This is a genomic window from Streptomyces sp. NPDC059455 (assembly GCF_042750115.1).
Taxonomy (GTDB): domain Bacteria; phylum Actinomycetota; class Actinomycetes; order Streptomycetales; family Streptomycetaceae; genus Streptomyces; species Streptomyces endocoffeicus.
Genome location: NZ_JBHYVB010000196.1, coordinates 1 through 21,365, shown reverse-complemented (window position 1 = coordinate 21,365; position 21,365 = coordinate 1). Strand labels below are relative to the sequence as shown.

At 73.0% G+C, this 21,365-nt stretch carries 25 protein-coding genes; 21 read left to right on the top strand and 4 right to left on the bottom strand.

Features of this window, described 5'->3' with window-relative positions; all coding sequences use genetic code 11:
• From ACFXB5_RS43070 to ACFXB5_RS43055, 4 genes are all read right to left on the bottom strand, one after another.
• A partial coding sequence (locus ACFXB5_RS43070) for an MFS transporter (protein ID WP_385219081.1) occupies positions 1-698 on the bottom strand: 698 nt, incomplete at its 3' end.
• Entirely contained in the window at positions 695-1,477 is a 783-nt protein-coding gene (locus ACFXB5_RS43065; protein WP_385219079.1) for an LLM class F420-dependent oxidoreductase, read from the bottom strand. The genes ACFXB5_RS43065 and ACFXB5_RS43070, both read right to left, overlap by 4 nt.
• A 127-nt stretch (positions 1,478-1,604) precedes the next feature.
• The gene (locus ACFXB5_RS43060) at positions 1,605-2,621 is read right to left on the bottom strand and encodes a zinc-binding dehydrogenase (protein ID WP_385219078.1); all 1,017 of its coding nucleotides are present in this window, start codon (positions 2,619-2,621) and stop codon (positions 1,605-1,607) included.
• A gap of 76 nt (positions 2,622-2,697) precedes the next feature.
• The gene (locus tag ACFXB5_RS43055; protein WP_385219076.1) at positions 2,698-4,263 is read right to left on the bottom strand and encodes an MFS transporter; all 1,566 of its coding nucleotides are present in this window, start codon (positions 4,261-4,263) and stop codon (positions 2,698-2,700) included.
• A gap of 344 nt (positions 4,264-4,607) precedes the next feature.
• Between ACFXB5_RS43055 and ACFXB5_RS43050 the strand changes: the two genes are divergently transcribed.
• The 21 genes from ACFXB5_RS43050 to ACFXB5_RS42950 all read left to right on the top strand — a co-directional run.
• Positions 4,608-5,357, top strand: coding sequence for a LuxR C-terminal-related transcriptional regulator (locus ACFXB5_RS43050; protein WP_385219074.1), 750 nt, complete (start codon positions 4,608-4,610; stop codon positions 5,355-5,357).
• 286 nt (positions 5,358-5,643) lie between these two features.
• Complete coding sequence (locus tag ACFXB5_RS43045; protein WP_020871025.1) at positions 5,644-5,895, top strand: acyl carrier protein; 252 nt, start codon at positions 5,644-5,646, stop codon at positions 5,893-5,895.
• Positions 5,896-5,934: 39 nt separating this feature from the next.
• The gene (locus ACFXB5_RS43040) at positions 5,935-7,176 is read left to right on the top strand and encodes a beta-ketoacyl-[acyl-carrier-protein] synthase family protein (protein WP_385219072.1); all 1,242 of its coding nucleotides are present in this window, start codon (positions 5,935-5,937) and stop codon (positions 7,174-7,176) included.
• Positions 7,173-8,318: a beta-ketoacyl synthase N-terminal-like domain-containing protein gene (locus ACFXB5_RS43035; protein WP_385219070.1), complete on the top strand. Its 1,146-nt coding sequence runs from the start codon at positions 7,173-7,175 to the stop codon at positions 8,316-8,318. Before ACFXB5_RS43040 ends, ACFXB5_RS43035 begins: the two co-directional genes overlap by 4 nt.
• A complete protein-coding gene (locus tag ACFXB5_RS43030) occupies positions 8,315-9,451 on the top strand; it encodes a beta-ketoacyl synthase N-terminal-like domain-containing protein (protein WP_385219068.1) in 1,137 nt (378 codons plus the stop codon). The genes ACFXB5_RS43035 and ACFXB5_RS43030 overlap by 4 nt, the downstream gene beginning before the upstream one ends.
• A complete protein-coding gene (locus ACFXB5_RS43025) occupies positions 9,448-10,440 on the top strand; it encodes a hypothetical protein (RefSeq protein ID WP_385219066.1) in 993 nt (330 codons plus the stop codon). The genes ACFXB5_RS43030 and ACFXB5_RS43025 overlap by 4 nt, the downstream gene beginning before the upstream one ends.
• A complete protein-coding gene (locus ACFXB5_RS43020) occupies positions 10,440-11,729 on the top strand; it encodes a beta-ketoacyl synthase N-terminal-like domain-containing protein (protein ID WP_385219064.1) in 1,290 nt (429 codons plus the stop codon). Before ACFXB5_RS43025 ends, ACFXB5_RS43020 begins: the two co-directional genes overlap by 1 nt.
• Complete coding sequence (locus ACFXB5_RS43015) at positions 11,726-12,970, top strand: beta-ketoacyl synthase N-terminal-like domain-containing protein (RefSeq protein ID WP_385219063.1); 1,245 nt, start codon at positions 11,726-11,728, stop codon at positions 12,968-12,970. Before ACFXB5_RS43020 ends, ACFXB5_RS43015 begins: the two co-directional genes overlap by 4 nt.
• Positions 12,967-13,758 carry an SDR family oxidoreductase gene (locus ACFXB5_RS43010; RefSeq protein WP_385219061.1) on the top strand — a complete coding sequence of 264 codons (792 nt, stop codon included), beginning with the start codon at positions 12,967-12,969 and terminating at the stop codon, positions 13,756-13,758. Before ACFXB5_RS43015 ends, ACFXB5_RS43010 begins: the two co-directional genes overlap by 4 nt.
• Positions 13,755-14,081 (top strand): DsrE family protein, encoded by a 327-nt coding sequence (locus ACFXB5_RS43005; RefSeq protein WP_201856741.1) that lies wholly within the window; start codon positions 13,755-13,757, stop codon positions 14,079-14,081. Before ACFXB5_RS43010 ends, ACFXB5_RS43005 begins: the two co-directional genes overlap by 4 nt.
• Positions 14,081-14,488: a hypothetical protein gene (locus ACFXB5_RS43000; RefSeq protein ID WP_385219059.1), complete on the top strand. Its 408-nt coding sequence runs from the start codon at positions 14,081-14,083 to the stop codon at positions 14,486-14,488. The genes ACFXB5_RS43005 and ACFXB5_RS43000 overlap by 1 nt, the downstream gene beginning before the upstream one ends.
• 3 nt (positions 14,489-14,491) lie before the next feature.
• Positions 14,492-14,887, top strand: coding sequence for a hypothetical protein (locus tag ACFXB5_RS42995; protein ID WP_020871035.1), 396 nt, complete (start codon positions 14,492-14,494; stop codon positions 14,885-14,887).
• A gap of 53 nt (positions 14,888-14,940) precedes the next feature.
• Entirely contained in the window at positions 14,941-16,059 is a 1,119-nt protein-coding gene (locus ACFXB5_RS42990) for a beta-ketoacyl synthase N-terminal-like domain-containing protein (protein ID WP_385219057.1), read from the top strand.
• A 36-nt stretch (positions 16,060-16,095) separates the two neighbouring features.
• Positions 16,096-17,097 (top strand): ACP S-malonyltransferase, encoded by a 1,002-nt coding sequence (locus ACFXB5_RS42985; RefSeq protein ID WP_385219055.1) that lies wholly within the window; start codon positions 16,096-16,098, stop codon positions 17,095-17,097.
• A 34-nt stretch (positions 17,098-17,131) separates the two neighbouring features.
• Positions 17,132-17,386 carry an acyl carrier protein gene (locus ACFXB5_RS42980; RefSeq protein WP_385219053.1) on the top strand — a complete coding sequence of 85 codons (255 nt, stop codon included), beginning with the start codon at positions 17,132-17,134 and terminating at the stop codon, positions 17,384-17,386.
• Between the two features lies 1 nt (position 17,387).
• A complete protein-coding gene (locus ACFXB5_RS42975) occupies positions 17,388-17,879 on the top strand; it encodes a 3-hydroxyacyl-ACP dehydratase FabZ family protein (RefSeq protein WP_385219051.1) in 492 nt (163 codons plus the stop codon).
• A complete protein-coding gene (locus ACFXB5_RS42970) occupies positions 17,876-18,397 on the top strand; it encodes a 3-hydroxyacyl-ACP dehydratase FabZ family protein (RefSeq protein WP_385219049.1) in 522 nt (173 codons plus the stop codon). Before ACFXB5_RS42975 ends, ACFXB5_RS42970 begins: the two co-directional genes overlap by 4 nt.
• A gap of 34 nt (positions 18,398-18,431) precedes the next feature.
• Positions 18,432-19,235 carry a 3-oxoacyl-ACP reductase FabG gene (gene fabG / locus ACFXB5_RS42965; protein ID WP_385219047.1) on the top strand — a complete coding sequence of 268 codons (804 nt, stop codon included), beginning with the start codon at positions 18,432-18,434 and terminating at the stop codon, positions 19,233-19,235.
• A 96-nt stretch (positions 19,236-19,331) separates the two neighbouring features.
• Positions 19,332-20,099 carry a DsbA family protein gene (locus ACFXB5_RS42960; RefSeq protein ID WP_385219045.1) on the top strand — a complete coding sequence of 256 codons (768 nt, stop codon included), beginning with the start codon at positions 19,332-19,334 and terminating at the stop codon, positions 20,097-20,099.
• 163 nt (positions 20,100-20,262) lie between these two features.
• Positions 20,263-21,192, top strand: a complete 930-nt coding sequence (locus ACFXB5_RS42955; RefSeq protein ID WP_385219043.1) for an alpha/beta hydrolase — start codon at positions 20,263-20,265, stop codon at positions 21,190-21,192.
• 54 nt (positions 21,193-21,246) lie between these two features.
• Positions 21,247-21,365, top strand: a 119-nt coding sequence (locus ACFXB5_RS42950) for a biotin carboxylase N-terminal domain-containing protein (protein WP_159061064.1), incomplete at its 3' end; no start/stop codon positions are given.

Here is a 21,365-nt window from a genome sequence, read left to right as displayed (position 1 = left end):
CACATGGACCCCGGGTTCTGGGGCGAAGCCCCACACGCGGCGGAGCCGCCTATCGATGCTGCGGGAAGGGGCGGGGAGGGGGAAGCATCCGGCTCGGGCTCGGCCCGGGGCCGTACGCCGAGGATCACCGCGATCAGCGGCAGCGCCGCCAGCCCGTTGGCCAGGTACAGCCAGCGCAGCGCCCCCACCGGGGTGGCCGCGCCGTGCAGCGCGAGCCCGGCCGCGACCGAACCCAGCCCGATCCCGGCGTTGTTGACGATGTGCCGGATGGTGAAGGCCGAGCGGCGGCCGCTCTCGGGGACGGCGGTGTCCACGATGCCCACGATCGAGGCGTAGAAGAGCCCGAAGCCCGCACCGACGCACACCCCCGAGGCGAGCACCAGCGCCACCGAACCGGCGGGTGCCAGCAGGGCGTACCCGACCGCGAGCGCCGCGCCGCCCAGCGCGCCCACCCGGTGCGGGCTGCCCCGGTCGGCCAGCGGCCCGCCGGCCAGGGCGGCGGCGAAGCTGGCCGCGGCCATCGCGATGAAGTAGCCGCCCGCCGCCCGGCCGCCGAGCCCCAGCAACTGGCTGATGTAGATCGAGGTGAACGGGAAGCACAGCCCGTTGCCCAGGCTGGAGAGCAGCAGCGCGCCCATGAGCAGGCCGAAGCGGCGCCCCAGGGGCGTACGGGGCGCCGTGGCGCGTATGGCCGTCACGAGGTGAGCGCGGCCCGCACCTTGAGCAGCTCCTCGACCCTGCGCAGGTCGTACGGGGCCGGGAGGGAGAGCACCACATGGACCGCCCCGGCCTCGGCGAACCCCTCGACCAGCGGCAGCTGGTCCGGGTTGACCATCACCGTACGGGCCACCGCGCCCGGATCCCGGCCGACCCGTTCGCACCACTCGTCCAGCACGCCGCCCAGCTCGCGGAACTCGGCGACCGGGTCCTCGGAGGCCCAGCCGTACCAGTTCCACCAGTCGGCCTCGCGGGCCACCAGCTCCAGGGTGCGCCGCCGCCCGGCGCCGCCGATCAGCAGCGGAAGCGGGCCCGCCGGGCCGGGGTTGAGCTTGGCCAGCCGCTCCTTGACGGCGGTGACGGACGCGGCGAAGGCGTCCATGCGCCCAGCCGGTCCGGGGAAGGGCAGCCCGTACTCGGCGTGCTCGGCCTCGAACCAGCCCGCGCCAAGACCCAGCACCAGCCGCCCGCCGCTGAGCTGGTCGACGGTGCGGGCCATGTCCGCCAGCAGATGCGGATTGCGGAACGCGGTGCAGCTCACCAGCGGCCCGATGGTGGCCCGCTGGGTGTCGACCGCCATCGCGGACAGCAGCGACCAGCACTCGTAGTGGCGCCCGGCGGGGTCGCCGGTGTGCGGCAGGAAGTGGTCCCAGGTCCACAGCGAGTCGACCCCGATGGCGTCGGCCTCCCGCCACGCGGTGCGCAGCTCGGCGATTCCGGTGTGCTGGGGGTGGAGTTGGACGCCTACGCGCAGGGACACGGAGGGGAATCCTTTCTCGTGGCGGTTCGAGTCTCTTGGTGGTTCGAGTCTCTTGGTGGTTCGAGTCTCTTGGCGGTTCGAGCGAAAGCGCTGTGCGGCAGCGCCGCGGAGGGGGCGCCGCGGGCGGCTACGGCGTGACGACGACGCGGTAGACGGGCGTCTCCGCGGCCTGTTTGAGCGCCTTCTCGACCTCGTCCAGCGAGTAGCGTGCCGTGACCAGCGTCTCCAGCCGCCCGGACAGCTGCCCGCCGCGCAGCAGTTCGGCGGCGGCGCGCCAGTCGTCCGGCTCATGGCTGAAGGAGCCGGTGACGGTCAGCTGGCGGCGGTGCACCTCATAGCCGGGGAGCTCGGCGGGCGGGCCGCCGGGGCCGCCGCCGTAGAGGACGATGGTGCCGCCGTCGGCGACCGCGACGAGCGCCGAGGCGATGGCCTCCTTGGACGCGATGGTCACGAAGACCACGTCGGCCGGGGGCAGTTGGTCGACGTCCTCGGGGGTGACGGCCGCGTCGGCGCCCGCCGCCGCGATGGCGGCCAGCCGCTGCTCGTCCCGTTCGACCACCGCGACGCCGCGGGCCTGGAGACGCGCGGCGACGGCGAGATGGAGATGGCCCATGTAGCCGGCGCCGATGACGGTGACCCGGTCCCCGGCGCGGAAGCCGCCGCGGCGCAGCGAGTGGACCACACAGGCCAGCGGCTCGCCCATGGCGGCCACGGCGGGGTCGGTGTCGCCGACCGACCACACCCGGGAGGCGGGCAGGGCGATGTACTCGGCGAGCCCCGCGCCCATGGTGATCGCGCCGTCCTCCCGCTTGTGCCCCTGGAGCGCGACGCAGATGGCGGTCTGGCCGCGCCGGCAGCTGCGGCAGGCGCCGCAGCGCGGCAGTCCGTCGAGGGCGACGAGGGAGCCGACGGCGGGTATGTCCTCCAGCGCGGCGGCCTTGGCGCCGATCCGCTCGACCCAGCCGGATATCTCATGTCCGGCGGCGGCGGGGTAGACCGTCATCCGGCCCGCGTAGAGATTGGCCTCCATGGTGCAGATGCCGCAGGCCGCGATGCGTACCAGCACCTCGGAGTCACCGATGTCGGGGACAGGTATCTCTCTGGTCTCCACCTGGCCTGCCGCCGTGATGACAGCTGTCCGCATGTGAACTGCCTTCCCCGTTTACGGATGTTGTGCCGGGAGGCTATGCCGGGGCGGCGGGGGTGGCAAGGAAGAAGGATCACATGCTGGATCGTGCTCCGGAAGATGTCTTGCGGAAGCCCCACCAGACGATCAGGGCTCCGGCCGCGGCGGCGGCCGCGCCGACGACGGAGGCCACGTGCATGGCGTGGACGAACCCCTCGTCGGCGATGTCCGACAGCCGGGGCAGCCGCATCTTCGCGCCGAGCAGCCGGGTGGCCTCGGGCGACTCCGCGGCGCCGTCGGCGGCGCGGGACGGCAGTCCGTTCAGGCGCGGGGTGACCCGGTCGCGGTAGACGCTGACCAGGACCGAGCCGAGGACCGCCACCCCGAGGACCCCGCCGATCTGCCGCAGCGAGTTGTTGACGGCGGAGCCCGCGCCGGTCCGGTCGGCGGGGAGGATCGCCATGATGGCCTCGGTGGTGGGGGCGACGGCCGCGCCCATGCCCAGGCCCTGGAGGATGAGGAAGACCCAGAACAGCGGCAGTCCGCTGTGCTCGTCGAGGAACACGTAGGCGACGAATCCGAAGGTGGCGATCAGCATGGCCGCGGTGACGACCGGGCCCACCCCGTAGGCCCGTACCAGCTTGGCCGAGAGCGGGGCGCCCAGCAGCACGCCGAGGGCGACCGGGGCGATGGAAAGACCGCACTCCAGCGGGGTCTGGCCGTGGACGCCCTGGAGATAGAAGCTGGTGTAGTACATCGAGCCGTTGAGCCCGAAGAACGTGAGCATGACGGCGACGCTCGCGCCGGTGAAGCGGATGTCGCGGAAGAGCCGGACGTCGAAGCTGGGGTTGGCGACGCGCAGTTCGACGAGTACGAAGACCGCGACCAGCAGCACACCCCCGGCCAGCGCGCCGACGATGGCCGGGTCGGTCCAGTCGTTGCGGTGGCCGCCCTCGATGACGCCCCAGACGATGGCGAAGAGCCCGGCGGTGGAGAGCACCACGCCCAGCGGGTCGAACTTCTGCCGCACCCGGGTGACCACACCGGGCAGGAATACGAACGATCCGGCCACACACGCCACCACGATCGGCACGTTCACCAGGAAGACCGAACCCCACCAGAAGTGGTCGAGCAGTACTCCACTGAGCATCGGCCCGGTGGCGATCGCGATGGCACTGGAACCCGACCAGATGGCGATGGCGGTGGCCCGGTGCCGCTCGTCGAAGACCTGGGCGATCAGGGCGAGGGTCGCGGGCATGATCAGGGCGCTGCCGATGCCCATCGCGCCGCGGGCCACGATGAGTTCGGTGGCCGAGCCGGAGTAGGCGGCCCAGACGGAGGCCGCGCCGAAGAGCACCATGCCGGTGAGGAGTAAGCGGCGGTGGCCGTAGCGGTCGGCGAGCACGCCGCCGGTGAACAGCAGCACCGCGAAGACCAGGGTGTAGGAACTGATGCTCCACTGGAGCTGATTGGGGCTGGCGCCGAGCCCCTCGGTGGGGTCGGCCAGGGTCTTGAGGGCGACGTTCAGCACGGTGTTGTCCAGCCACACCGCGAGTTGGGACAGGACGAGCACCGAAAGCGCGAGCCATTGGCGACCGGTGGGGGAGTCCGAAGGACCGGCCTGGGTGGCATCGGTGGTCGCGGTGTTCTGTGCAGCCATGGGGGCGGCGCCTTTCGGGACCCAAGGCATGGTGGGGGGTCCGCGTCGTATGGCTAGGGATGGCGTGCTGGCTCTAGAGGAAGTTACCAATCCGCCGAGCGGAGGCGCAGCCCCTTGCCGGCACGGGGAGGTGTCGTGGCCGGAACGCGAGGGTATTTCCCGGCGGGAAGTGCCCCATAAGGAGCGATCTTCCTTGCCGTGTGCCAGGGGGCTCGTTAGTGTTCCCGGAAAGGGAACGGGGGTGTCCTTTGAGCCATTTCGGAATTCAACCAAATGGGCGAGTGCCTATTGACGGATTTGACGGGGAGGCGGGCGCGGGAGGCGCGGTTCGAACGGAGCCGGACATGGGTTCTGACAACCTGGAGGAGACTCTGGGCCAGGCGTTACGCCTCCTGGAGTCCGCCGTGCACCACCACCGCCGCTCCACGCTGGCCTCGGCGTCCGCCGAACTGCCGGTGGACGGGGAGGCCGTGGCCGGGTGGGTGGCGCGGCTGGTGCTGCGCGCCGAGCGGGATGTGATCTGGAGTCTGCCGGAGGTCATGGGCGAGGACCACGCCCGGCTCGTCGGGCAGACGCTCGCCCAGCTGGCGGGCAAGGGGGTCAGGACCCGGATGCTGTGCCCGCCGGCGGTCATCCGGGGCGCGGCGTGGCAGCGTTCGGTGGGCACCGTGGCGCGCCTGGAGGTGCGCGTCTTCGAAGGGGTGCGGCAGGAGTTGGTGGTCGTGGACGGCGCGGCGGTCATCTCGCCCGACGCCTCGCCGGGCGAGCCCGGCGGCTCCCACGCCTCGATGATCCAGAACTCGACCGTGGCCGATATGCTGCACCAACTGCTGTGCGGCATGTGGGACACGGCCCAGCGCCCGATGCGGCCGCTGTCGTTCGAGGGCGGTGCGCGCGGCCGGGTGCTGCGCGAGGTGCTGACGCTGATGGCGGAGGGCTACAAGGACGACGCCGCGGCGCGCAAACTCGGCCTTTCGGTGCGTACCTACCGTCGCTATGTGGCCGACATCATGCGGGACCTGCAAGTCGAATCGCGGTTCCAGGCCGGAGTGCGCGCCGTGCGCGCCGGGCTGATGGAGTCCGACCCCGACTAGGGGCGGGCCGTCGCACCGGGAAGGCAGCCGGGTTGTTGGCGGTTTGAACGTTATTGGCATGCTTCTGTCCGCCGACGACCTGGCAGCTTCCTGCAGATTCCATCTTCTGACCGCGGGGTAACCGGCTGTCGTCTGCAGCTTTATGACACGCCGACTAGTCGAACGCTGGTGTTCATCGGGCACGTGACAGCTAGTGGACTCTGGGGTTGTCCCCTCCCGGACCGGCGCCTAGCGTCAGCGGAAGCTTCGTCGCTTTGCCCATGCCCGAAAATGGAGGTGCGCGGTAATGACCGCCATCGTCGAAGAGCGTCGTGAAACCATCAAGGAAATCGTCACCGATATTCTTGAGATCGACCCCGACGAGGTCACCGAGACCAGTCTCTTCAAAGAAGAGCATGACGCGGATTCACTGCGTGCCATTGAAATACTCGCGGCATTGGAGAAAACCTTCAACATTGTCATAGACCAGTCCGAACTCAGCCGGATGGTAAACCTCCGGGGCGTCTATGAGGTTGTCTCCGACGCGGCGGGCTGGTGACCGCCGGATCCTGGCGGACTCCTCGGAAGGCAGGGCGAAATGCGTGGTGAGCCGGGTCGTAGGGTCGTTGTCACCGGCCTCGGGGCGGTGTCCGGCATCGGCATCGGCGCGGCGGAATTCCTCGCCGGACTGCGCGCCGGGAAGAGCGCGGCGGGGCCCATCACCGCGTTCGACACGGAGGGCTTCGACCGCTCTACGGCGTGTGAGGTCAAGGATTTCGAGCCGGACCGGTGGATTCGAAATCTCGATGTGCGGACGCTGGGCCGGGCGAGCCGGTTCTCGGTCGCGGCGGCCCGTATGGCGGTGGCCGACGCCGGATTCTCCGAGCCGGAGAGCGCGTTGCGCGACATCCCCTGTCTGATCTCCGTCGGCACGACCGACGGCGAGTCCAGGGACCTGGACCATCTGGTCGAGGAGGAAGTGGACCTGGGGCCCGAGCGGATGGATCCCACGGTCGCCCGGCGGGTGCCCGCGGGACGGCTGTCGAGCTCGATCGCCCAGGAGTTCGGCCTCACCCGCGCCGAGGCGGTCACCCTCCCCACCGCGTGCGCCGCCGGGAACTACGCGGTCGGCTACGGCTACGACGCCATCCGCGGCGGGGACGTGGACGTGGCGCTGTGCGGCGGGGCCGACGCGCTGTGCCGCAAGACCTTCACCGGCTTCTACCGCCTGGGCACCATCGCCCCCGAGCGCTGTCAGCCCTTCGACAAGGACCGCAAGGGCATCCTGACCGGCGAGGGCGCGGGCATCCTGGTGCTGGAGAGCCTGGAGTCGGCGCTGGCCCGTGGCGCCCGTATCTACGCCGAGGTGCTCGGCTACGGCCTCAACTGCGACGCGGACCACCCCGTGGCCCCCAACCAGGACAGCGTGGTCCGCTGTATGCGGCTCGCCCTGGAGAACGCCCGGGTCAAGCCGGACGAGGTCGACTTCATCTCCGCGCACGGCACCGGCACCAAGGCCAACGACATCACCGAGGCCCGCGCCATCCGCCAGGTCTTCGGGGACACCGCACCGCCGCGCACGGTCTCCATCAAGTCGATGATCGGCCATTCCATGGGCGCCGCCGGGGCCCTGGCCTCGATCGCCTGCTCGCTCGCGCTCACCGAGGGCTTCATCCCGCCGACCATCAACCATGAGCACACCGACCCCGAGTGCGGTCTGGACTGTGTCCCCAACCAGGCCGTGACAGCGGACCTGAAGGTGGTCCAGAACAACGGGCTGGCCTTCGGCGGCAACAACGCCGTCGTCATCTTCGGCAAGGCCCGAGCGGACTGGTCATGAGCCAGCTGGTGACGGGCGCGGGCGCGGTGGCGAGCGTGGGCGACGGCGTCGACGAGGTCTTCCGGGCCCTGTGCGCGGGCACCAGCGGACTCGGCGAACTGCGCGGCTTCGACCGGGAGCGGTACCGGACCCGGCACGCCTACGAGATCGACGACCGCCCCGCGCCCGGCACCGACCTCCCCGGCCGCGCCACCGACTGGCTGCTGCGCGCGGTCGGCGAGGCCGCGGCCCAGGCGGGGCTCGGCGAGGACCTGAGCGAGGTGCCCGTCCTCATCGGCACCGGGCTGCGGGAGCTGCGTTCGGCCGAGCTCGCCTGGCGCGACGGCACCCCCTTCGACATCGGCCGGCTGCACTTCGGCACCGCGCTGCGGACACGTTTCGGCGCGGTCCGCACCCACACCTTCTCGGGGGCCTGCTCGGCCTCCCTCTACGCGCTCGCACTCGCCGCCGACCTGCTGGCCACGGGCGCCGAGGACACCGTCGTGGTGGCCGGAGTCGACACCCTCACCGAGTCGATGTACGGGCTGCTGGACCGCGTCACCAGCGAACCCCCCGACCGCGTCCGGCCGTTCGACCGGGACCGCCGCGGGGTGCTCATGGGCGACGGCGCGGCCGCCGTGGTGCTGCGCCGGGAGGAGCCCGGTGCGGAGAGCCGCGCGCTCGGCCGGGTGCGCGCCGTCAGCATGAACTGCGACGCGAACCATGTGACCGCCCCCGACCCCCAGGGCATCGCGCGGGCGGTGTACGAGGCGCAGTGGCGGGCGGACGTCAAACCCGGCGACATCGACCTGGTGCTGCTGCACGGGACCGGCACCCAGCTGAACGACGCCGCCGAGGCGGCCGCCATCGCCGAGGTCTTCGGCCGCGAGGTCAGCGGGCCCCTGATGACCGCCATAAAGTGCATGACCGGCCACACCTCGGGCGGCTCCGGGCTGCTCAGCCTCATCGTCGCGCTGGAGTCCCTGGCCTCCGGCCGGGTGCCGCCCACCCTGGGCCTGGCCGAACCGCTGCCCGAGGCCGAGGCGTTCCGCTTCGTCCGGGAGGAGGCGCGGGAGGACAGGGATCTGCGGGTCGCGCAGATCGACGCGTTCGGCTTCGGCGGGGTCAACGCGGTCGCCATCGTCGAGAGGGCCGGCCGATGACGCATGGCCCCGGCGAAGTCGTCGTCACCGGCGTCGGCCTGGCCGTCCCCGGGGCCGGCACCCCCGAGGCGCTGCTGCGCCGCACCGCCTGCCCCGTCACCGGGCCCGCCCCCGAACCGTTCGACACCGCCGCCCGGATCGGCCGCCGGGGCCACCGCTACAAGGACCGGGCCACCCGGCTGGCGCTGTGCGCCGCGCTGGAGGCGCTGCGGAACGCCGGGCTGATCCCCTCCGACGGCGAGGAGGTGACCGTGCCCGGCGACACCATCGGCGTGGTCGCCAGCTCCAACCTGGGCAACCTCGACACCGCCTGCCTCACCGCCGCCGCCATCGCCGAGCGGTCGGCCGTGGACCTCAGCCCCATGAGCCTGCCGAACGCCTCCAGCAATGTGATCGCCTCCTGGGTGGCCATCCGCCACGGGCTGCGCGGCCCCAACCTGATGCTGTGCAACGGGGCGACCTCCGGCCTGGACGCCGTGCACTGGGGCGCCGCGCTGGTCACCGCGGGCCGGGTCCGGCGCGCGGTGGTGATCGGCGTGGAGACCCACAACGCCGTCGTGGAGGATCTGCTCGGCCGGTCCGCCGGTGAACTGCTGGACGGCGCGGCCGCCATCGTCGTCGAGGGCGCGCGCTGGGCCGAGGCCCGGGGGGCGCGAGCCGTCGCCGCCCTCGGGCCGTACGAACGGCGGGCCGGGCTCGGCGGCTGCGTCGAGGCCCTGCTGCCCGACGGCGCCGCCCCCGGCGTCTGGTTCACCCCCGAGCGTTACGCCGAGGGACCCGCCGGGGCCGTGCCGGTGCCGGGGGCCGTGCCGCGCTACGACGTCACCGGTGCGGTGGGCCGGGCCTCCGGGGCCCTCGGGGTGCTCCAGTGCGCGGCGGCCGTCGGCTGGCTGGCCCGCGCCGGGGCGGGGGCCGGAGCCGATCCGGAAGCGGGAGCGGGAGCCGGGAGCGCTTTCGGGGCCGCCGGTCCCGGGGCCGCGCCGGACCCGGTGCCCGCGTCCCGCCAGGCGCTGATCACCAGCGGGGACGACACCGCGGACGCCGTGGCCGGACTGCTGCTGCGCCCCGCGCCCGACCGGTGCCCCCCGCACCCCGCACGTGCCCCTCTTATCTCCATGGAGTGTTCCCGATGACCGCCGCCGCCCCGCCGATGTCGACCAAAGCCCTGCTGACGGATGTCACCACCGTCCGGCTGCGCCCGCGCTACGAGGGGTCGAACATCTGCACCTGGATCGGCTTCAAGCACGTCAACTACCTCGTCGAGGAAGCCGTGCTGGTGCACTTCGCGGATTCCGGTGCGCCCGCCCGGCGGCTGTACGAGGAGCACGGTCTCGGGCTGGACATCGTCGCGCTGGAGACCCGCATACTGCACGCCTTCCACATGGACGACGAGGCCGAGGCCGAGGTGGTGCCGGACACCGAGGACGACGACCGCACCCTCGGCTTCCGGGTGACCCTCCGCGTGGACCGCGACGGCTCGGTCCTCAAGGCCGTGGCCGCCAAGGTGCGGGTCTCGCTGCGCGCCGACACCTATCTGCCGGAGGCCGGCGAACCCCCCGCCGAGTTCGCGCCCTTCGTGGTGGACCGGCTGGGGGCCGAGGCGCGCACGGGCGAGCTGGCGCCGGTCCGGATGCCGCTGGCGGACGGGGACGAAGCCGCCGTCCTGGCGTCGCTGACCGCGGGCCGCAACGCGTACGCCTGGAAGTGGAACATCCCGTACCCCTACTGCCACTTCACCGAGCGGCTCCAGATGTCCGGCTATCTGCGGCTGCTGGAGGAGGCCAAGGACCGCTTCGTCCTCGACCGCGGCATCTCCATCAAGACCCTGCTGGACGACCGCAAATGGATACCGGTCGTCCCCCAGTCCTCGGTGCGCGTCATCGACGAGGCGGTGATGGAGGAGAACCTCTACTCCGTCTACACGGTCGAGGAGATCTTCAAGGACCTCACCTACACCGCCCGGATGGACTGCTTCGTGGTCCGCGACGGCGCGCTCACCCTCACCGCCACCGGCCGGATCACCCACGGCTACGCGGTGATCGACAGCCGCAGCGACTGGCGGCTGGTCCCCTTCGACCGGCGGGTGCTGGACGCGCTCGGCGGAGAACAGAGCGGTACCTGATGGACGACGTACTGGTCACCGGCCTCGGCGCGCTGTCCCCGCTGGGCGCGGGCGTCGCCGCCTTCTGGCGCGGGATGCACAAGGCGGGCACCGCGCCGTCGCGGGTCCCCGATCCGCTCGCCCATATGGACCATCCGCTGATGTACCTGGTGCCGGAGGCCGACCTTCCGGACGGGCCCGGGGAGCAGGACGGGCTGCCGCTCGGGCGCGGCTCGCGGTTCGCGCTCGCGGCGGCGCGCGAGGCGGTCGCCGACGCGGGGCTCGCCGCGCTGCCGGGGGCCTCCGGGGCGCCGGGGCCGGGGGCCGGGCCGGGTACGGGGCCGTACGCCGCGGGGCCGTACGCCGCGGACGGTGGGCTCGATCCGCGCCGGGTGGCCGTCGCCCTCAGCACCGGTATGGGCGACACGGATCTGCACGAGGGCTGGTGGACCGGCGAGGCCCCGGCATCCGGCCGCTGGGCGCCCCCCTTCCCGCTGGCCTCGGTGGTCGGAGCGTGGTTCGGCGCCCAGGGCGTCAACACCTGCGTCAGCAACGCGTGCGCCGCCAGCGGCTACGCGCTCTCGGTGGGCGCCGATCTGATCCGTTCCGGCGAGGCCGACGTGGTCATCGCGGGCGGCGCCGAGGCGTACTCCCGGGTCGCCCTGGCCTGCTTCAACCGGCTGGGCGCCATCGACCCCGAGCGCTGCCGCCCGTTCGCCGTCGAACGGCAGGGCACCGTCTTCGGCGAGGGTGCCGCCGTGCTCGTCCTGGAGTCCGCCACGCACGCCCGCGCACGCGGCGCGCGCACCGTCTACGGCCGTCTGGCGGGCGCCGGCTGGAGCTGCGACGCCTACCACGCGACCGCCCCCGAGCCCTCCGGGGAGCAGATCGAGCGCGCGATGCGCGAGGCGCTGCGGGAGGCGGGGGCCGGGACCGGATCCGGGTCCGGGTCCGGGGCCGAGTCGGGCGGGCTGGGGTTCGTGATCCCGCACGGCACCGGCACCGAGCTCAACGACGTGGTGGAGAGCCGGGTGCTGGACGCGCTGACCCCCCGTACGCCCCTCTACAGCGTCAAAGCGCTCATCGGGCACACGGGCGGCGCGGCGGGCGCCTTCGCCGCGCTGGCCGCCAGCTTGGTGTTGCGCCACAGGACGCTGCCGCCGAACGTGCCGGTCGGCGAGCAGGACCCGGAGTGCGCGGTGCCGCTGCCGTCCGGCTCCGCGCCCATGACCGGGGCGTACGGGCTGGTCAACGCCTACGCCTTCGGGGGCAACAACATCTCGCTCGTCTTCGGGGAGGCCGCCGCGTGAACGACGCACGTGCGGCCGCCGGGCCGCGGATGGTGACGAAAGCCGCGCCTCCGCGCCGCGCGGGCGGAGAAGCGAACGAGGAGGCAGCGCGCGACGAACCGGCCGTCGGCCTGGTGGTGACGGGCATCGGCACCGTGGGCGCGGACGGCTTCGACTTCCGTACGGCGCTCGGCCGGCACGGCTACAAGTACCTGCCCGCCGCCTCCCAGTACTTCCTCGCCGCGGCCAAGCGCGCGCTGGCCCAGGCGGGGCCGGACGCCCTGGACGCGGTCGGGCCCGAGGAGCGGGGCGCCGCGGTGGGCACCAACAGCGCGGCCGTCGCCCTGCACCACACGATGGACCGTACGGTCACGGCCACCGGGGCGGCCGACCTGTCGCCGGTCACCGCGCCCTACTTCTCCATCAACCTCTTCGGCAGCCGGCTGGCCACCGAACACGACCTCAAGGGCTTCAACCTCACCTTCACCAGCCCCCGGGTCGCGGGCCTGGAGGCGCTCCAGACCGGCCAGCGCGCCCTCGCCACCGGCCGGGCCCGGCGGCTGCTGGCCGGGGCCACCGAGGAGGCGCTGCCCGACGGCGAGCCGGGGGCGGACACCTCGGAGGCCGGAGCCGTCGCGCTGGTGCTGGAGCCCGAACCGGCCGCCCGGAGCCGGGGGGTGGCGGCGCTGGGCCGGGTGGGCGTCCGCTCGTTCTTCCTGCCGCCCAAGGCGGCCGCCTCCGCCGAGGGGGCCGAGCACGCCGCGGCGCTGCTGCGGGACGCGCTGGACGCCCTGGGCCACCGGCCGGACCGGCCGCTGGCCGTCACCGCCGTCCTCGACGGCTCCCCGGTCGGCGAGGCCATGGCGGCGGCGCTGGACGAGAAGGCGCTGGGCGGGCGGGCCCTGGCGGGGCAGCCCGAGCGGGTCCCGGCGGGCGCGGGCGCCCTGGAGCCGGTGGCACGCGTGGCCGCCGCCCTCGCCGCCCCGGACGGCCACCCCCACGCCGTGGTCACCGCGGCGGCCGAGGGGAACGCCGCCGTCTGCCTGATCACCCCCGGCGACGCGAGCGCCATCCCGGGCGCGTCCGCCGGGACCGATGCGAACGTCATGCCGGGCGCGCCCGCCGGGACCGAAGCGAGCGCCATCCCGGGCGCGTCCGCCGGAGCCGACGCGGGCGCCATCCCGGACACGTCCGCCGAAGCCGACGCGGGCGCCGGAAGCGAGCAGCCGATGAGCGGACGACGGAGGGCGAGCGACCGATGATCACCCGTCTCGAAGGTTCCTGGTGCCTGGTCCTGGGCGCCTCCAGCGGTATGGGCCTGGCCATCGCCCATGAACTGGCCCGCGAGGGCGTCCACATCCTCGGCGTCCACTTCGACACCACCGACGGCCAGGAGAAGGCCGCCGTCGCCCGGGAGGAGATGCGCGGCCAGGGCGTCGAGGCCCACTTCTTCAACGCCAACGCCGCCTCCGCCCGCACCCGCGAGGAGCTGCTGCCCCGGTTCGAGGAGCTGACCGGCGGTACGGGCATCCGGATCGTGGTGCACTCCCTCGCCTTCGGCACCCTGCTGCCGTACGTCGGTGCCGAGGGCGAGGACAGCCTGACCACCCGCCAGATGAACATGACGCTCGATGTGATGGCGCACTCGCTCGTCTACTGGACCCAGGACCTGTTCACCGCGGGGCTGCTGCGCCAGGGCGCCAAGGTGTACGCGATGACCAGCGCCGGGGGAGTCCGGGTGATGCCCCACTACGGCGCCGTCTCCGCCGCCAAGGCCGCCCTGGAGTCGCATGTGCGCCAGCTCGCCCTGGAGCTCGCCCCCTCCGGCATCGCCGTCAACGCGCTGCGCGCCGGGGTCACCCCGACCCCGTCCATGGAGCGCATCCCCGGCAGCGACCGGCTCGCCGCCCACGCACGGGACCTCAATCCGCACCGGCGGCTGACCCGGCCCGAGGACGTCGCCGAGGCGGTCTCGCTGCTCTCGCGCACCGACTCCTCCTGGATCACCGGCAATGTGATCGGCGTGGACGGCGGTGAGCTGCTGACATGACGGCCCATCTGCTGATCGAGAGCGGCGGGCCGCAGACCGGACCCGCCTGTGAGCGGTTCCTCGGCGATGCCGCGCGGCTGGCCAGGGACGGCCACCAGGTGGTGCTGTTCCTCGTGGAGAACGGCGTGACCGCCGCCGTCCCCGGCACCGCCCCGGGCATCGAGACGTTCCTGGGCGACGGCGGCGAACTGTGGGTGGACACCTTCTCGGCCGCCCAGCGCGCCCTGCCCGCCGCCGATCTGACGCCCCGGGCGCGGCTGGTGGAGATGGACGACGTGGCCGCCAAGCTGCTGGAGCCGCGGATCAGGGCGGTGTGGCACTGATGCCCAGGCCCGTCCCCCGTACCGATGTACTGCTCAACCTCTTCGGCACGCCCCACCAGACCGACCTGGTCACCTCGGCGCTGCGGCTGGCGTCCGCGCTGCTGCGCCGGGGCGCCCGGGTGCAGATCTGGACCTGCGGCGACGCCACCCGGCTGACCGGCGCGGCCCTCGGCGACACCAAACCGCGCGACTACACCGACCTGGGGCGCGAGCACCCCTCCACCGCCCGCGTCGTCCGCGAGCTGATCGAGGACCACCCCGACCGGCTGTACTGGTACGTGTGCCGCTTCTGCGCCGAGGAGCGCGGCGCCGCCGACCAGATCCCGCAGGTCCGCACGCGGGCGCCGTTCGTCTTCGCCGAGCATGTGAACGCGGCGGACAAAAGCCTGCTCATGGGGGTGTGCTGAGCCATGGGCGACCAGGCGCGCTGGCTGCTGATCGTGGAGAAGGCGTACCGGGGCTCGATCGAGACCCAGTACGCCGACGTGCTGTACTGCGTGCCCGATCTGCACCGGCAGAGCGGCGGCTGCGATCTGGCGCTGCGCGGCCCCGCCGCCGGCTACGCCCTCGACACCGGCCCCCGGCCCTCGCTGCGCCTCGGCGGCCGCACCCTGGACACCCTGCCCCATCCGCCCACTTCCGTGGCGAAACTGCTGGCCGCCGGGGTGACCGTGCTGGTCGAGGAGGACGGTCTGGCCGCGCTCGGCCGCACCGCCGCCGAGCGGCTGCTGCCCGGCGTACGCGTCATCGGGGGCGACGACCTCGCGGCCCGCTGGCCTTCCTACGAACAGGTGTGGTTCCTGTGACCCGCCGCCCCTCCCACAGCCCCTTGGCCTCAACCGAAGGAGTACCCGAACCCATGGTCAACGCCCCCTCCGGGGCAGCCCCGGTCATCTCGGCATGGACCGCCGTATCGCCCCTGGGACTGCGCGGGGCCGACTTCACCGCGGCCCTGCGGTCCGGCCGCTCGGCCGCCCGGCCGCTGGACCCCGAGGAGTGGTCGGCGCCGTTCCGCGAGGCGAGTCTCGTGCCCGACTTCCACATCCGGCAGATCCTCGGCCGCAAGGGCACCCGCTCCATGGACCGGGCCACCGGACTGGCCGTCACCGCGATACGCCATCTGCTGACCGGGGAACGGGAGTACGGCGAGGGCGAGCGGCTGCCGGGGGTCGGCGAGGAGACCGGTCTCGCGCTCGGCACCAGCACCGGCTCCGCCCAGAGCATCATGGACTTCACCCGGGACTCGCTGGTGGGCGAGAAGCCCTTCTACGTGGACCCGGCCCGGTTCCCCAACACCGTGATGAACTGCGCGGCCGGCCAGTCCGCCATCTGGCACGGGCTCAGGGGCCCCAACACCACCATCGCGGGCGGCCGCGCCACCGGGCTGCTCGCCCTGCGGTACGCGGTGCGGCTCCAGCGGGCCGGACGGGCCACGGCCGTGCTGTGCGGGGCGGTCGAGGAGTTCTCCTCGGCCCGCGCCTGGCTGGAGTGGCACGCCCGCGCGGACCAGAACAGCGCCGCCGTGCTCGGCGAGGGCGCGGCCGTATGGCTGCTGGAGCCCGACGCCTCGGCGCGCGAGCACGGCCGCGAGGGGCTCGCCGAGGTGGTGGGCCTGGAGTTCGGCTGCGCCGCGGACGCGAAGGCCGCCCGTACGGTGCTCGCCGAGGCGATCGGCCGGCTGCTGGACCGCACCGGGGTGACCCCCGGCGAGCTGAGCGCCGTCGCCGACTCCGGCGCCCCCGGCGCCGAGGGGGAGGCCGAGCTCGCCGCCCTCGCCGACGCCCTCGGCGGCAAGGAGCCGCCGCGGATCACGGCCGCCGACACCATCGGGGACACCTGCGCCGCCGCGGCGGCCTTCCAGATCGCCGCCGTGCTCGCGATGGCCGAGCGCAAGGAGATCCCCTCCGGCGGAACCGCCCTGGTCACCACCGTGGACCGGGACGGCGTGGTCGGCGCGGCCCTGCTGCGGATCCGGTGACGGGCCGCCGCCCCCGAACTGAAGGAGCTGGTTGAGATGACGGACCGAGAGACGATGGCCGCGCCCCCCGTGGCCCCCGGCGACGAGGCGCCCCGTACGGCGCTGGTCTTCCCCGGGCAGGGCGCCCAGAAGGCGGGCATGGGCGAGGCGTGGCGGGACACCGAGTCCTGGGCGCTGGCGGCGGAGATCTCCGAGTACACCGGTGTCGACGTCGAGGAACTCCTGCTGAAGGCCGACGACGAGACGCTGCGCCGCACCGACCTCGCCCAGATCGCCGTCTTCACCATCGAGGTGCTCGCCCACCGCGAGGCGGAGGCCGCCGGGCTGCTGGGCGGGGTGGTGGCCTGCGCCGGGCACAGCCTGGGCGAGTACACCGCGCTGCACGCCGCCGGGGCCGTGCCGCTCGCCGAGACCGCCCGCCTCGTCGCCGCCCGCGGCCGGGCCATGCGCGCGTGCGCCGAGCGGTCGCCCGGCACCATGGCCGCCGTGGTGCGGCTCGGCCCGGAGACCGTGGAAGCGCTGGTCGGCCGGGTCCAGGAGGAGGGCGGCCAGGAGGAGGGCGGCCAGGTCTGGATCGCCAATGTGAACGCGCCCGGCGCCATCGTGCTCTCGGGCACCGCCGAGGCCGTGGACCGGCTGGCCGAACTGGCCGTGGAGAGCGAGGGCAAGGTGATCCGGCTCGCCGTCGGCGGCGCCTTCCACAGCCCGCTGATGGCCGCGGCCGCCGACGAGCTGCGCGAGGCCCTGGCCGCCGTGCGCTTCGCCCCCGAGCACACCCCGGTCGTCGCCAACGTGGACGCCCGTTCGTACGCGACCGGCGAGCACTGGCGGGACCTCGAACTGACCCAGCTCACCAGCCCGGTGCGCTGGGAGGAGAGCGTCCGCACGCTCGCCGGTGAGCTGGGCTGCGTCCGGTTCGTGGAGCTGGGCCCCGGGCGTCAGCTGACCGGCATGATCCGCCGGATCGCGGACGGCGCGCTCACCGTCCCGGTCGAGTCGGCCGCCGCCCTTGCCAAGCTCACCACCCCCGAAGCCTGAGCCCCACGCTCTGAGAGCGGAAGGAGACCCCCGCATGCCCGACGCCACCGCCGCCCTGGACATGGACGAGCTGCGCACCTTCGTCGCGGATGTGCTCGACGTGGACGAGGAGGACGTCACCGACGACGCCGACTTCGTCAAGACCCTCGGCGTGGACTCCCTGATGGCCCTCGAGGTCATGGTCGTCCTGGAGAAGAAGTACTCGGTGAAGCTGGAGGAGCGGGAGATGAAGGACATCACCACGCTCCGGAAGGTGTACGACCTGCTCGCCTCGAAGATGGGGAAGTGAGATGACGGCGGCCGCGTGCGGGCCGGTGGACGGCACCGTGGAGGTCGTGGACCCGGGCGTCCCCGGTGAGCGGCCCGCCCGGTGCGTGGCCGTGGTCGGCGCGTCGGAGAAGGTGTTCGCCGGGCACTTCCCGGGGTTCGCCATCTTTCCCGGGGTGTGTGTGGTGGAGTACGTCCAGCGCGGCGCCCTCGCCACCATGCCGGAGCGCGAACCGGGCGGGCGCTGGGTCCTGGCGGCCGTCGAGTCCTCCCGCTTCCTCAGCCCGGTCTACCCCGGTGACGAGTTGACCAGCGAATACGTCTGGTCGCGCAAGGACGGCGGCTGGCGCTGCCGGGCCTCGGCGGCCACCGGGCGCGGGCCCGCCGCGCAGATAAGGCTGCGCTTCGAGAACCGGGACGCTCCGGGCGCGGCGGCCGGGGCCGGGGCCGGGGCCGGGGCCGGGGCCGGGGCGGGGGAGCGGAGCGAGCGGAACCGAGGAGCGGACGCCGGATGATCACCGTCGATGAGATCAAGCGGATGCTGCCGCACCGCTACCCCATGCTGCTGGTCGACCGGGTCACCGAGCTGGTGCCGGGCGAGCGGGCGAGCGGGCTGAAGGCGGTCACCTGCAACGAGCCCTGGTACGAGGGGATGCCGGACACCGCGACCGAGGAGGACTACCACTATCCGTGGACGGTGCTCATCGAGTCCTGGTGCCATGTGGCCGGGGTGCTGGTCACCTGGGACCGGCCCAACCCCGATGTGCGCTCGGGCAAGGCGATGCTGCTCGGCGGCATCGCGGACGCCGAGTTCCACCGGCCGGTGGTGCCCGGCGATGTGGTGGAGCATCATGTGCGGCTGGCCCGCCAGGTCGGCGAGACCTACGTCTTCGAGGGCGAGAGCCTGGTCGGCAAGGAGACCGCCCTCACCATAGGGCGGCTGACGATGACCATGCGCCCGGCCTCCGACCTGGCCGCCCCGCCCGCGGCCGAGCCCCATGAGCCCGGCCCGCCCGTGCCCGACCCGCTCTGACCGCAGACCACCCCCGGCAGAAGGACTTCACCGTATGTCCGACCGAATATCCGACGACACGGGCCGCGCATCCGGTGACGAGGAGCCGACGGCTGACGAGAAGCCGACGCCGCGCGTCGCGCTGGTGTCCGGCGGCTCCCGCGGCATAGGCCGGGCCACCGTGCTCCGGCTGGCCCGGGACGGCTTCGATGTGGCGTTCTGCCATCGCTCCAGCCCCGACGCCGCCCGTGAACTGGAGGAGGCGGCGGCGCGGCTCGGCGGCGGGCGGGTGCTCGGGCGGCAAACGGATGTCCGCGACGCGGGCGCGGTGCGCGAGCTGGTCGCCTTCACCGAGGAGTCGCTCGGCCCGGTCGAGGTCGCGGTCACCTCCGCCGGGATCACCCGGGACAATCCGCTGCTGCTGATGACGGACGAGGAGTGGCGCGGCGTCCTGGAGGTCAACCTGGACGGCACCTATCACCTGTGCCGTTCCGTGGTGTTCGGAATGATGAAACGCAAGTCCGGATGCGTCATCAACATCTCGTCCGTCGCGGGTGTCCACGGCAATGCGGCCCAGAGCAATTACGCGGCCTCCAAAGCGGGGATCATCGGCTTCACCAAGTCGCTCGCCAAGGAGGTCGGCCGGTATGGCATTCGAGCCAATGTGGTGGCACCCGGCTTCGTCGAGACCGATATGACGGCCGAGCTCTCCGACCGGGCGCGCAAGGAGGCGGAGCAGAGCATCCCGCTGCGCCGCTTCGGCCGTCCGGAGGAGGTCGCCGACATGGTCGCGTACCTGGTCGGAGCCGAATATGTGACCGGTGCGGTGTTCCAGGTGGACGGCGGCATCGTCCTCTGACCGGCATCGCCGCACCGCTGTGCGGGCGGTGCGCACGATGTGATCGCTCGCTGAACGAGCGTTACGCAGGAGACGGACGAGCGAGGAGGTACGGACGTGGCAGCCAAGCGCAGCAAAGTACCGCGGTTCTATTTCAATTTCCGCAGCCCGTACAGCTGGATCGCCTACCGTGATCTGATGGACCGCTATCCGGATGTCGCACAGGCGGTGGAATGGCACCTGTGGTGGGAGCCGGACGCGGACGGGGAGCGCCGTATGGCCGAACACGGCCATCACTTCCCCTATTCGGCGATGTCCCGGGAGAAGCATCTCTATATCCTCCAGGATGTGCGCCGGCTGACGACCGACCGCGGTCTCGCGGTCAGCTGGCCGGTGGATCACGACCCGGTCTGGGAGGTGCCGCATCTGCCGTACTTCCTCGCGCTCGACGCGGGGCTCGGCCCCGCCTGGATCGAGCGCGTCTACCGAGCGCGCTGGCAGGAGGGCCGCGACATCTGCGACCGTTCGACCATCGCGGACATCGCCGGGGAGCTGGGGCTGCCGGCCGAACGGGCGGCGGCGGCCGCCGATGACGAGGAGCTGCGCGCCGGCCGGGGGCTTCAGGCCCTGCTCGCGCTCAGCGACGCCGGGGCGTTCGGCGTGCCGTTCTTCACCCACGGCTATGACAAGTTCTGGGGCGTGGACCGGCTGGCGGCCTTCGTCGCCTCGGTCCGCTCGGGGGCCGGGTCGGGGTCCGGCTCCGGCGCCCGGTCCCGGGACACGCCCCCCGCCGGGGCGTCGGACGCGGACGTCGCCGAGCTGTCGGACGCGGACTTCGCCGCCGCCCGGTCGGCCGATCCGGGCCATGCCGGAGGCTGTGGCTGACTCTTCGCCCGCCCGCTCGTTCACACGTTGTCGCCCGTCCACCCGCCCGCCCCGACCGCCCCGCCGCCCGACCGCCCCGCCGCCCGACCGCTCAGCCGCCCGTCCCGACCGAGACGAGAACGCCCTGACCGCCGACGGACACTCCCCCTCCTGGAGGACGCAGATGCCCGAGCCACGCCAGACGTCGGCGCGGCCTCCTTCCCTGGGAGCCCGCGCCCTCTCGGCCGCGGCCCTGCCGATCGCCCCGCTGTTCGGGGCCTCGCTGGCGTATCTGGCCTTCCATCCGCGGCGCCGGGAACAGCGGGAGCACCCCCGGGACCACGGGCTGCCCTGCACCGAGCTGAAGGTCCCCTTCGCGGCGCGGAAGCACCTCGACACCTGGCTGTGCCCGGGGTCCCCCGAGAAGGTGGTGGTGCTCGGGCACAGCATGGCGACGGCGAAGGACCACAGCCTCCGCCACGCCAAGTTCCTGCACGACGCCGGGTACACCGTCTGTCTGTTCGACCACCGCAACCACGGGGCCAGCAGCGACGACCGGGCGCTGTTCGGGCTCGGCGACCGGTTCGCTAGCGATGTCACCGCCGTGGTGTCCCATCTGCGCGGCCGGCGGGGGTACGGCGCGGCGCGGATAGCCTTCTACGGCTTCTCGTTCTCGTGCTTCTCGTCCATGTGGGCGCTGACGCACGACGGGTTCGAACTCGACGCGCTGGTGTGCGACAGCGGGCCGGGGCACGACGTCCCGCCGCTGCTGCGCAAGTTCCTGGAGGCGGAGGCGCTGCCGCTGCCCGCCGTGCTGAAGCGCGAGCCCGCCCGTTCGGCGGTGGCGCGGACGCTGTGCGCGGTGGGACCGGCCATGCTCCGGGCCCAGTGGCCGCCACCCGCGACGGGCAAGTTCGCCAAGATCCCCCTGTTGTTCATGTCGGGCGAGCACGATGCGATCGTGCCGCCTTCCTCGGTGGACGCGCTGGCCGAGCGCTACGCCCAAGCCGAGACGCACGTCCTGCCGGGAGCCGAGCATCTGCTCGGGCTGGAAACCGATCCTGAAGGCTACGCGAGCGTGGTGCTGGATTTCCTCGAGCGGGCCCTGGGGTAGCCACCTTGACCGTCCTCGACGGGACGGAACTTTTCGGAAGAGGGAAGAGAGAGCATGCAAAAGGTGCTCATCGCCAACCGTGGCGAGATCGCTGTCCGTGTTGCCCGTGCCTGCCGGGATGCCGGGATCGCGAGCGTAGCCGTCTACGCCGATCCGGACCGGGACGCATGTCA

Bases quoted from the DNA above. Each gene is read 5' to 3' on its own strand.
- ACFXB5_RS43060 (WP_385219078.1), bottom strand. From the start codon at position 2,621: ATGCGGACAGCTGTCATCACGGCGGCAGGCCAGGTGGAGACCAGAGAG.
- ACFXB5_RS43055 (WP_385219076.1), bottom strand. From the start codon at position 4,263: ATGGCTGCACAGAACACCGCGACCACCGATGCCACCCAGGCCGGTCCT.
- ACFXB5_RS43050 (WP_385219074.1), top strand. From the start codon at position 4,608: ATGGGTTCTGACAACCTGGAGGAGACTCTGGGCCAGGCGTTACGCCTC.
- ACFXB5_RS43045 (WP_020871025.1), top strand. From the start codon at position 5,644: ATGACCGCCATCGTCGAAGAGCGTCGTGAAACCATCAAGGAAATCGTC.
- ACFXB5_RS43040 (WP_385219072.1), top strand. From the start codon at position 5,935: ATGCGTGGTGAGCCGGGTCGTAGGGTCGTTGTCACCGGCCTCGGGGCG.
- ACFXB5_RS43035 (WP_385219070.1), top strand. From the start codon at position 7,173: ATGAGCCAGCTGGTGACGGGCGCGGGCGCGGTGGCGAGCGTGGGCGAC.
- ACFXB5_RS43030 (WP_385219068.1), top strand. From the start codon at position 8,315: ATGACGCATGGCCCCGGCGAAGTCGTCGTCACCGGCGTCGGCCTGGCC.
- ACFXB5_RS43025 (WP_385219066.1), top strand. From the start codon at position 9,448: ATGACCGCCGCCGCCCCGCCGATGTCGACCAAAGCCCTGCTGACGGAT.
- ACFXB5_RS43020 (WP_385219064.1), top strand. From the start codon at position 10,440: ATGGACGACGTACTGGTCACCGGCCTCGGCGCGCTGTCCCCGCTGGGC.
- ACFXB5_RS43010 (WP_385219061.1), top strand. From the start codon at position 12,967: ATGATCACCCGTCTCGAAGGTTCCTGGTGCCTGGTCCTGGGCGCCTCC.
- ACFXB5_RS43005 (WP_201856741.1), top strand. From the start codon at position 13,755: ATGACGGCCCATCTGCTGATCGAGAGCGGCGGGCCGCAGACCGGACCC.
- ACFXB5_RS43000 (WP_385219059.1), top strand. From the start codon at position 14,081: ATGCCCAGGCCCGTCCCCCGTACCGATGTACTGCTCAACCTCTTCGGC.
- ACFXB5_RS42995 (WP_020871035.1), top strand. From the start codon at position 14,492: ATGGGCGACCAGGCGCGCTGGCTGCTGATCGTGGAGAAGGCGTACCGG.
- ACFXB5_RS42990 (WP_385219057.1), top strand. From the start codon at position 14,941: ATGGTCAACGCCCCCTCCGGGGCAGCCCCGGTCATCTCGGCATGGACC.
- ACFXB5_RS42985 (WP_385219055.1), top strand. From the start codon at position 16,096: ATGACGGACCGAGAGACGATGGCCGCGCCCCCCGTGGCCCCCGGCGAC.
- ACFXB5_RS42980 (WP_385219053.1), top strand. From the start codon at position 17,132: ATGCCCGACGCCACCGCCGCCCTGGACATGGACGAGCTGCGCACCTTC.
- ACFXB5_RS42975 (WP_385219051.1), top strand. From the start codon at position 17,388: ATGACGGCGGCCGCGTGCGGGCCGGTGGACGGCACCGTGGAGGTCGTG.
- ACFXB5_RS42970 (WP_385219049.1), top strand. From the start codon at position 17,876: ATGATCACCGTCGATGAGATCAAGCGGATGCTGCCGCACCGCTACCCC.
- fabG (WP_385219047.1), top strand. From the start codon at position 18,432: ATGTCCGACCGAATATCCGACGACACGGGCCGCGCATCCGGTGACGAG.
- ACFXB5_RS42955 (WP_385219043.1), top strand. From the start codon at position 20,263: ATGCCCGAGCCACGCCAGACGTCGGCGCGGCCTCCTTCCCTGGGAGCC.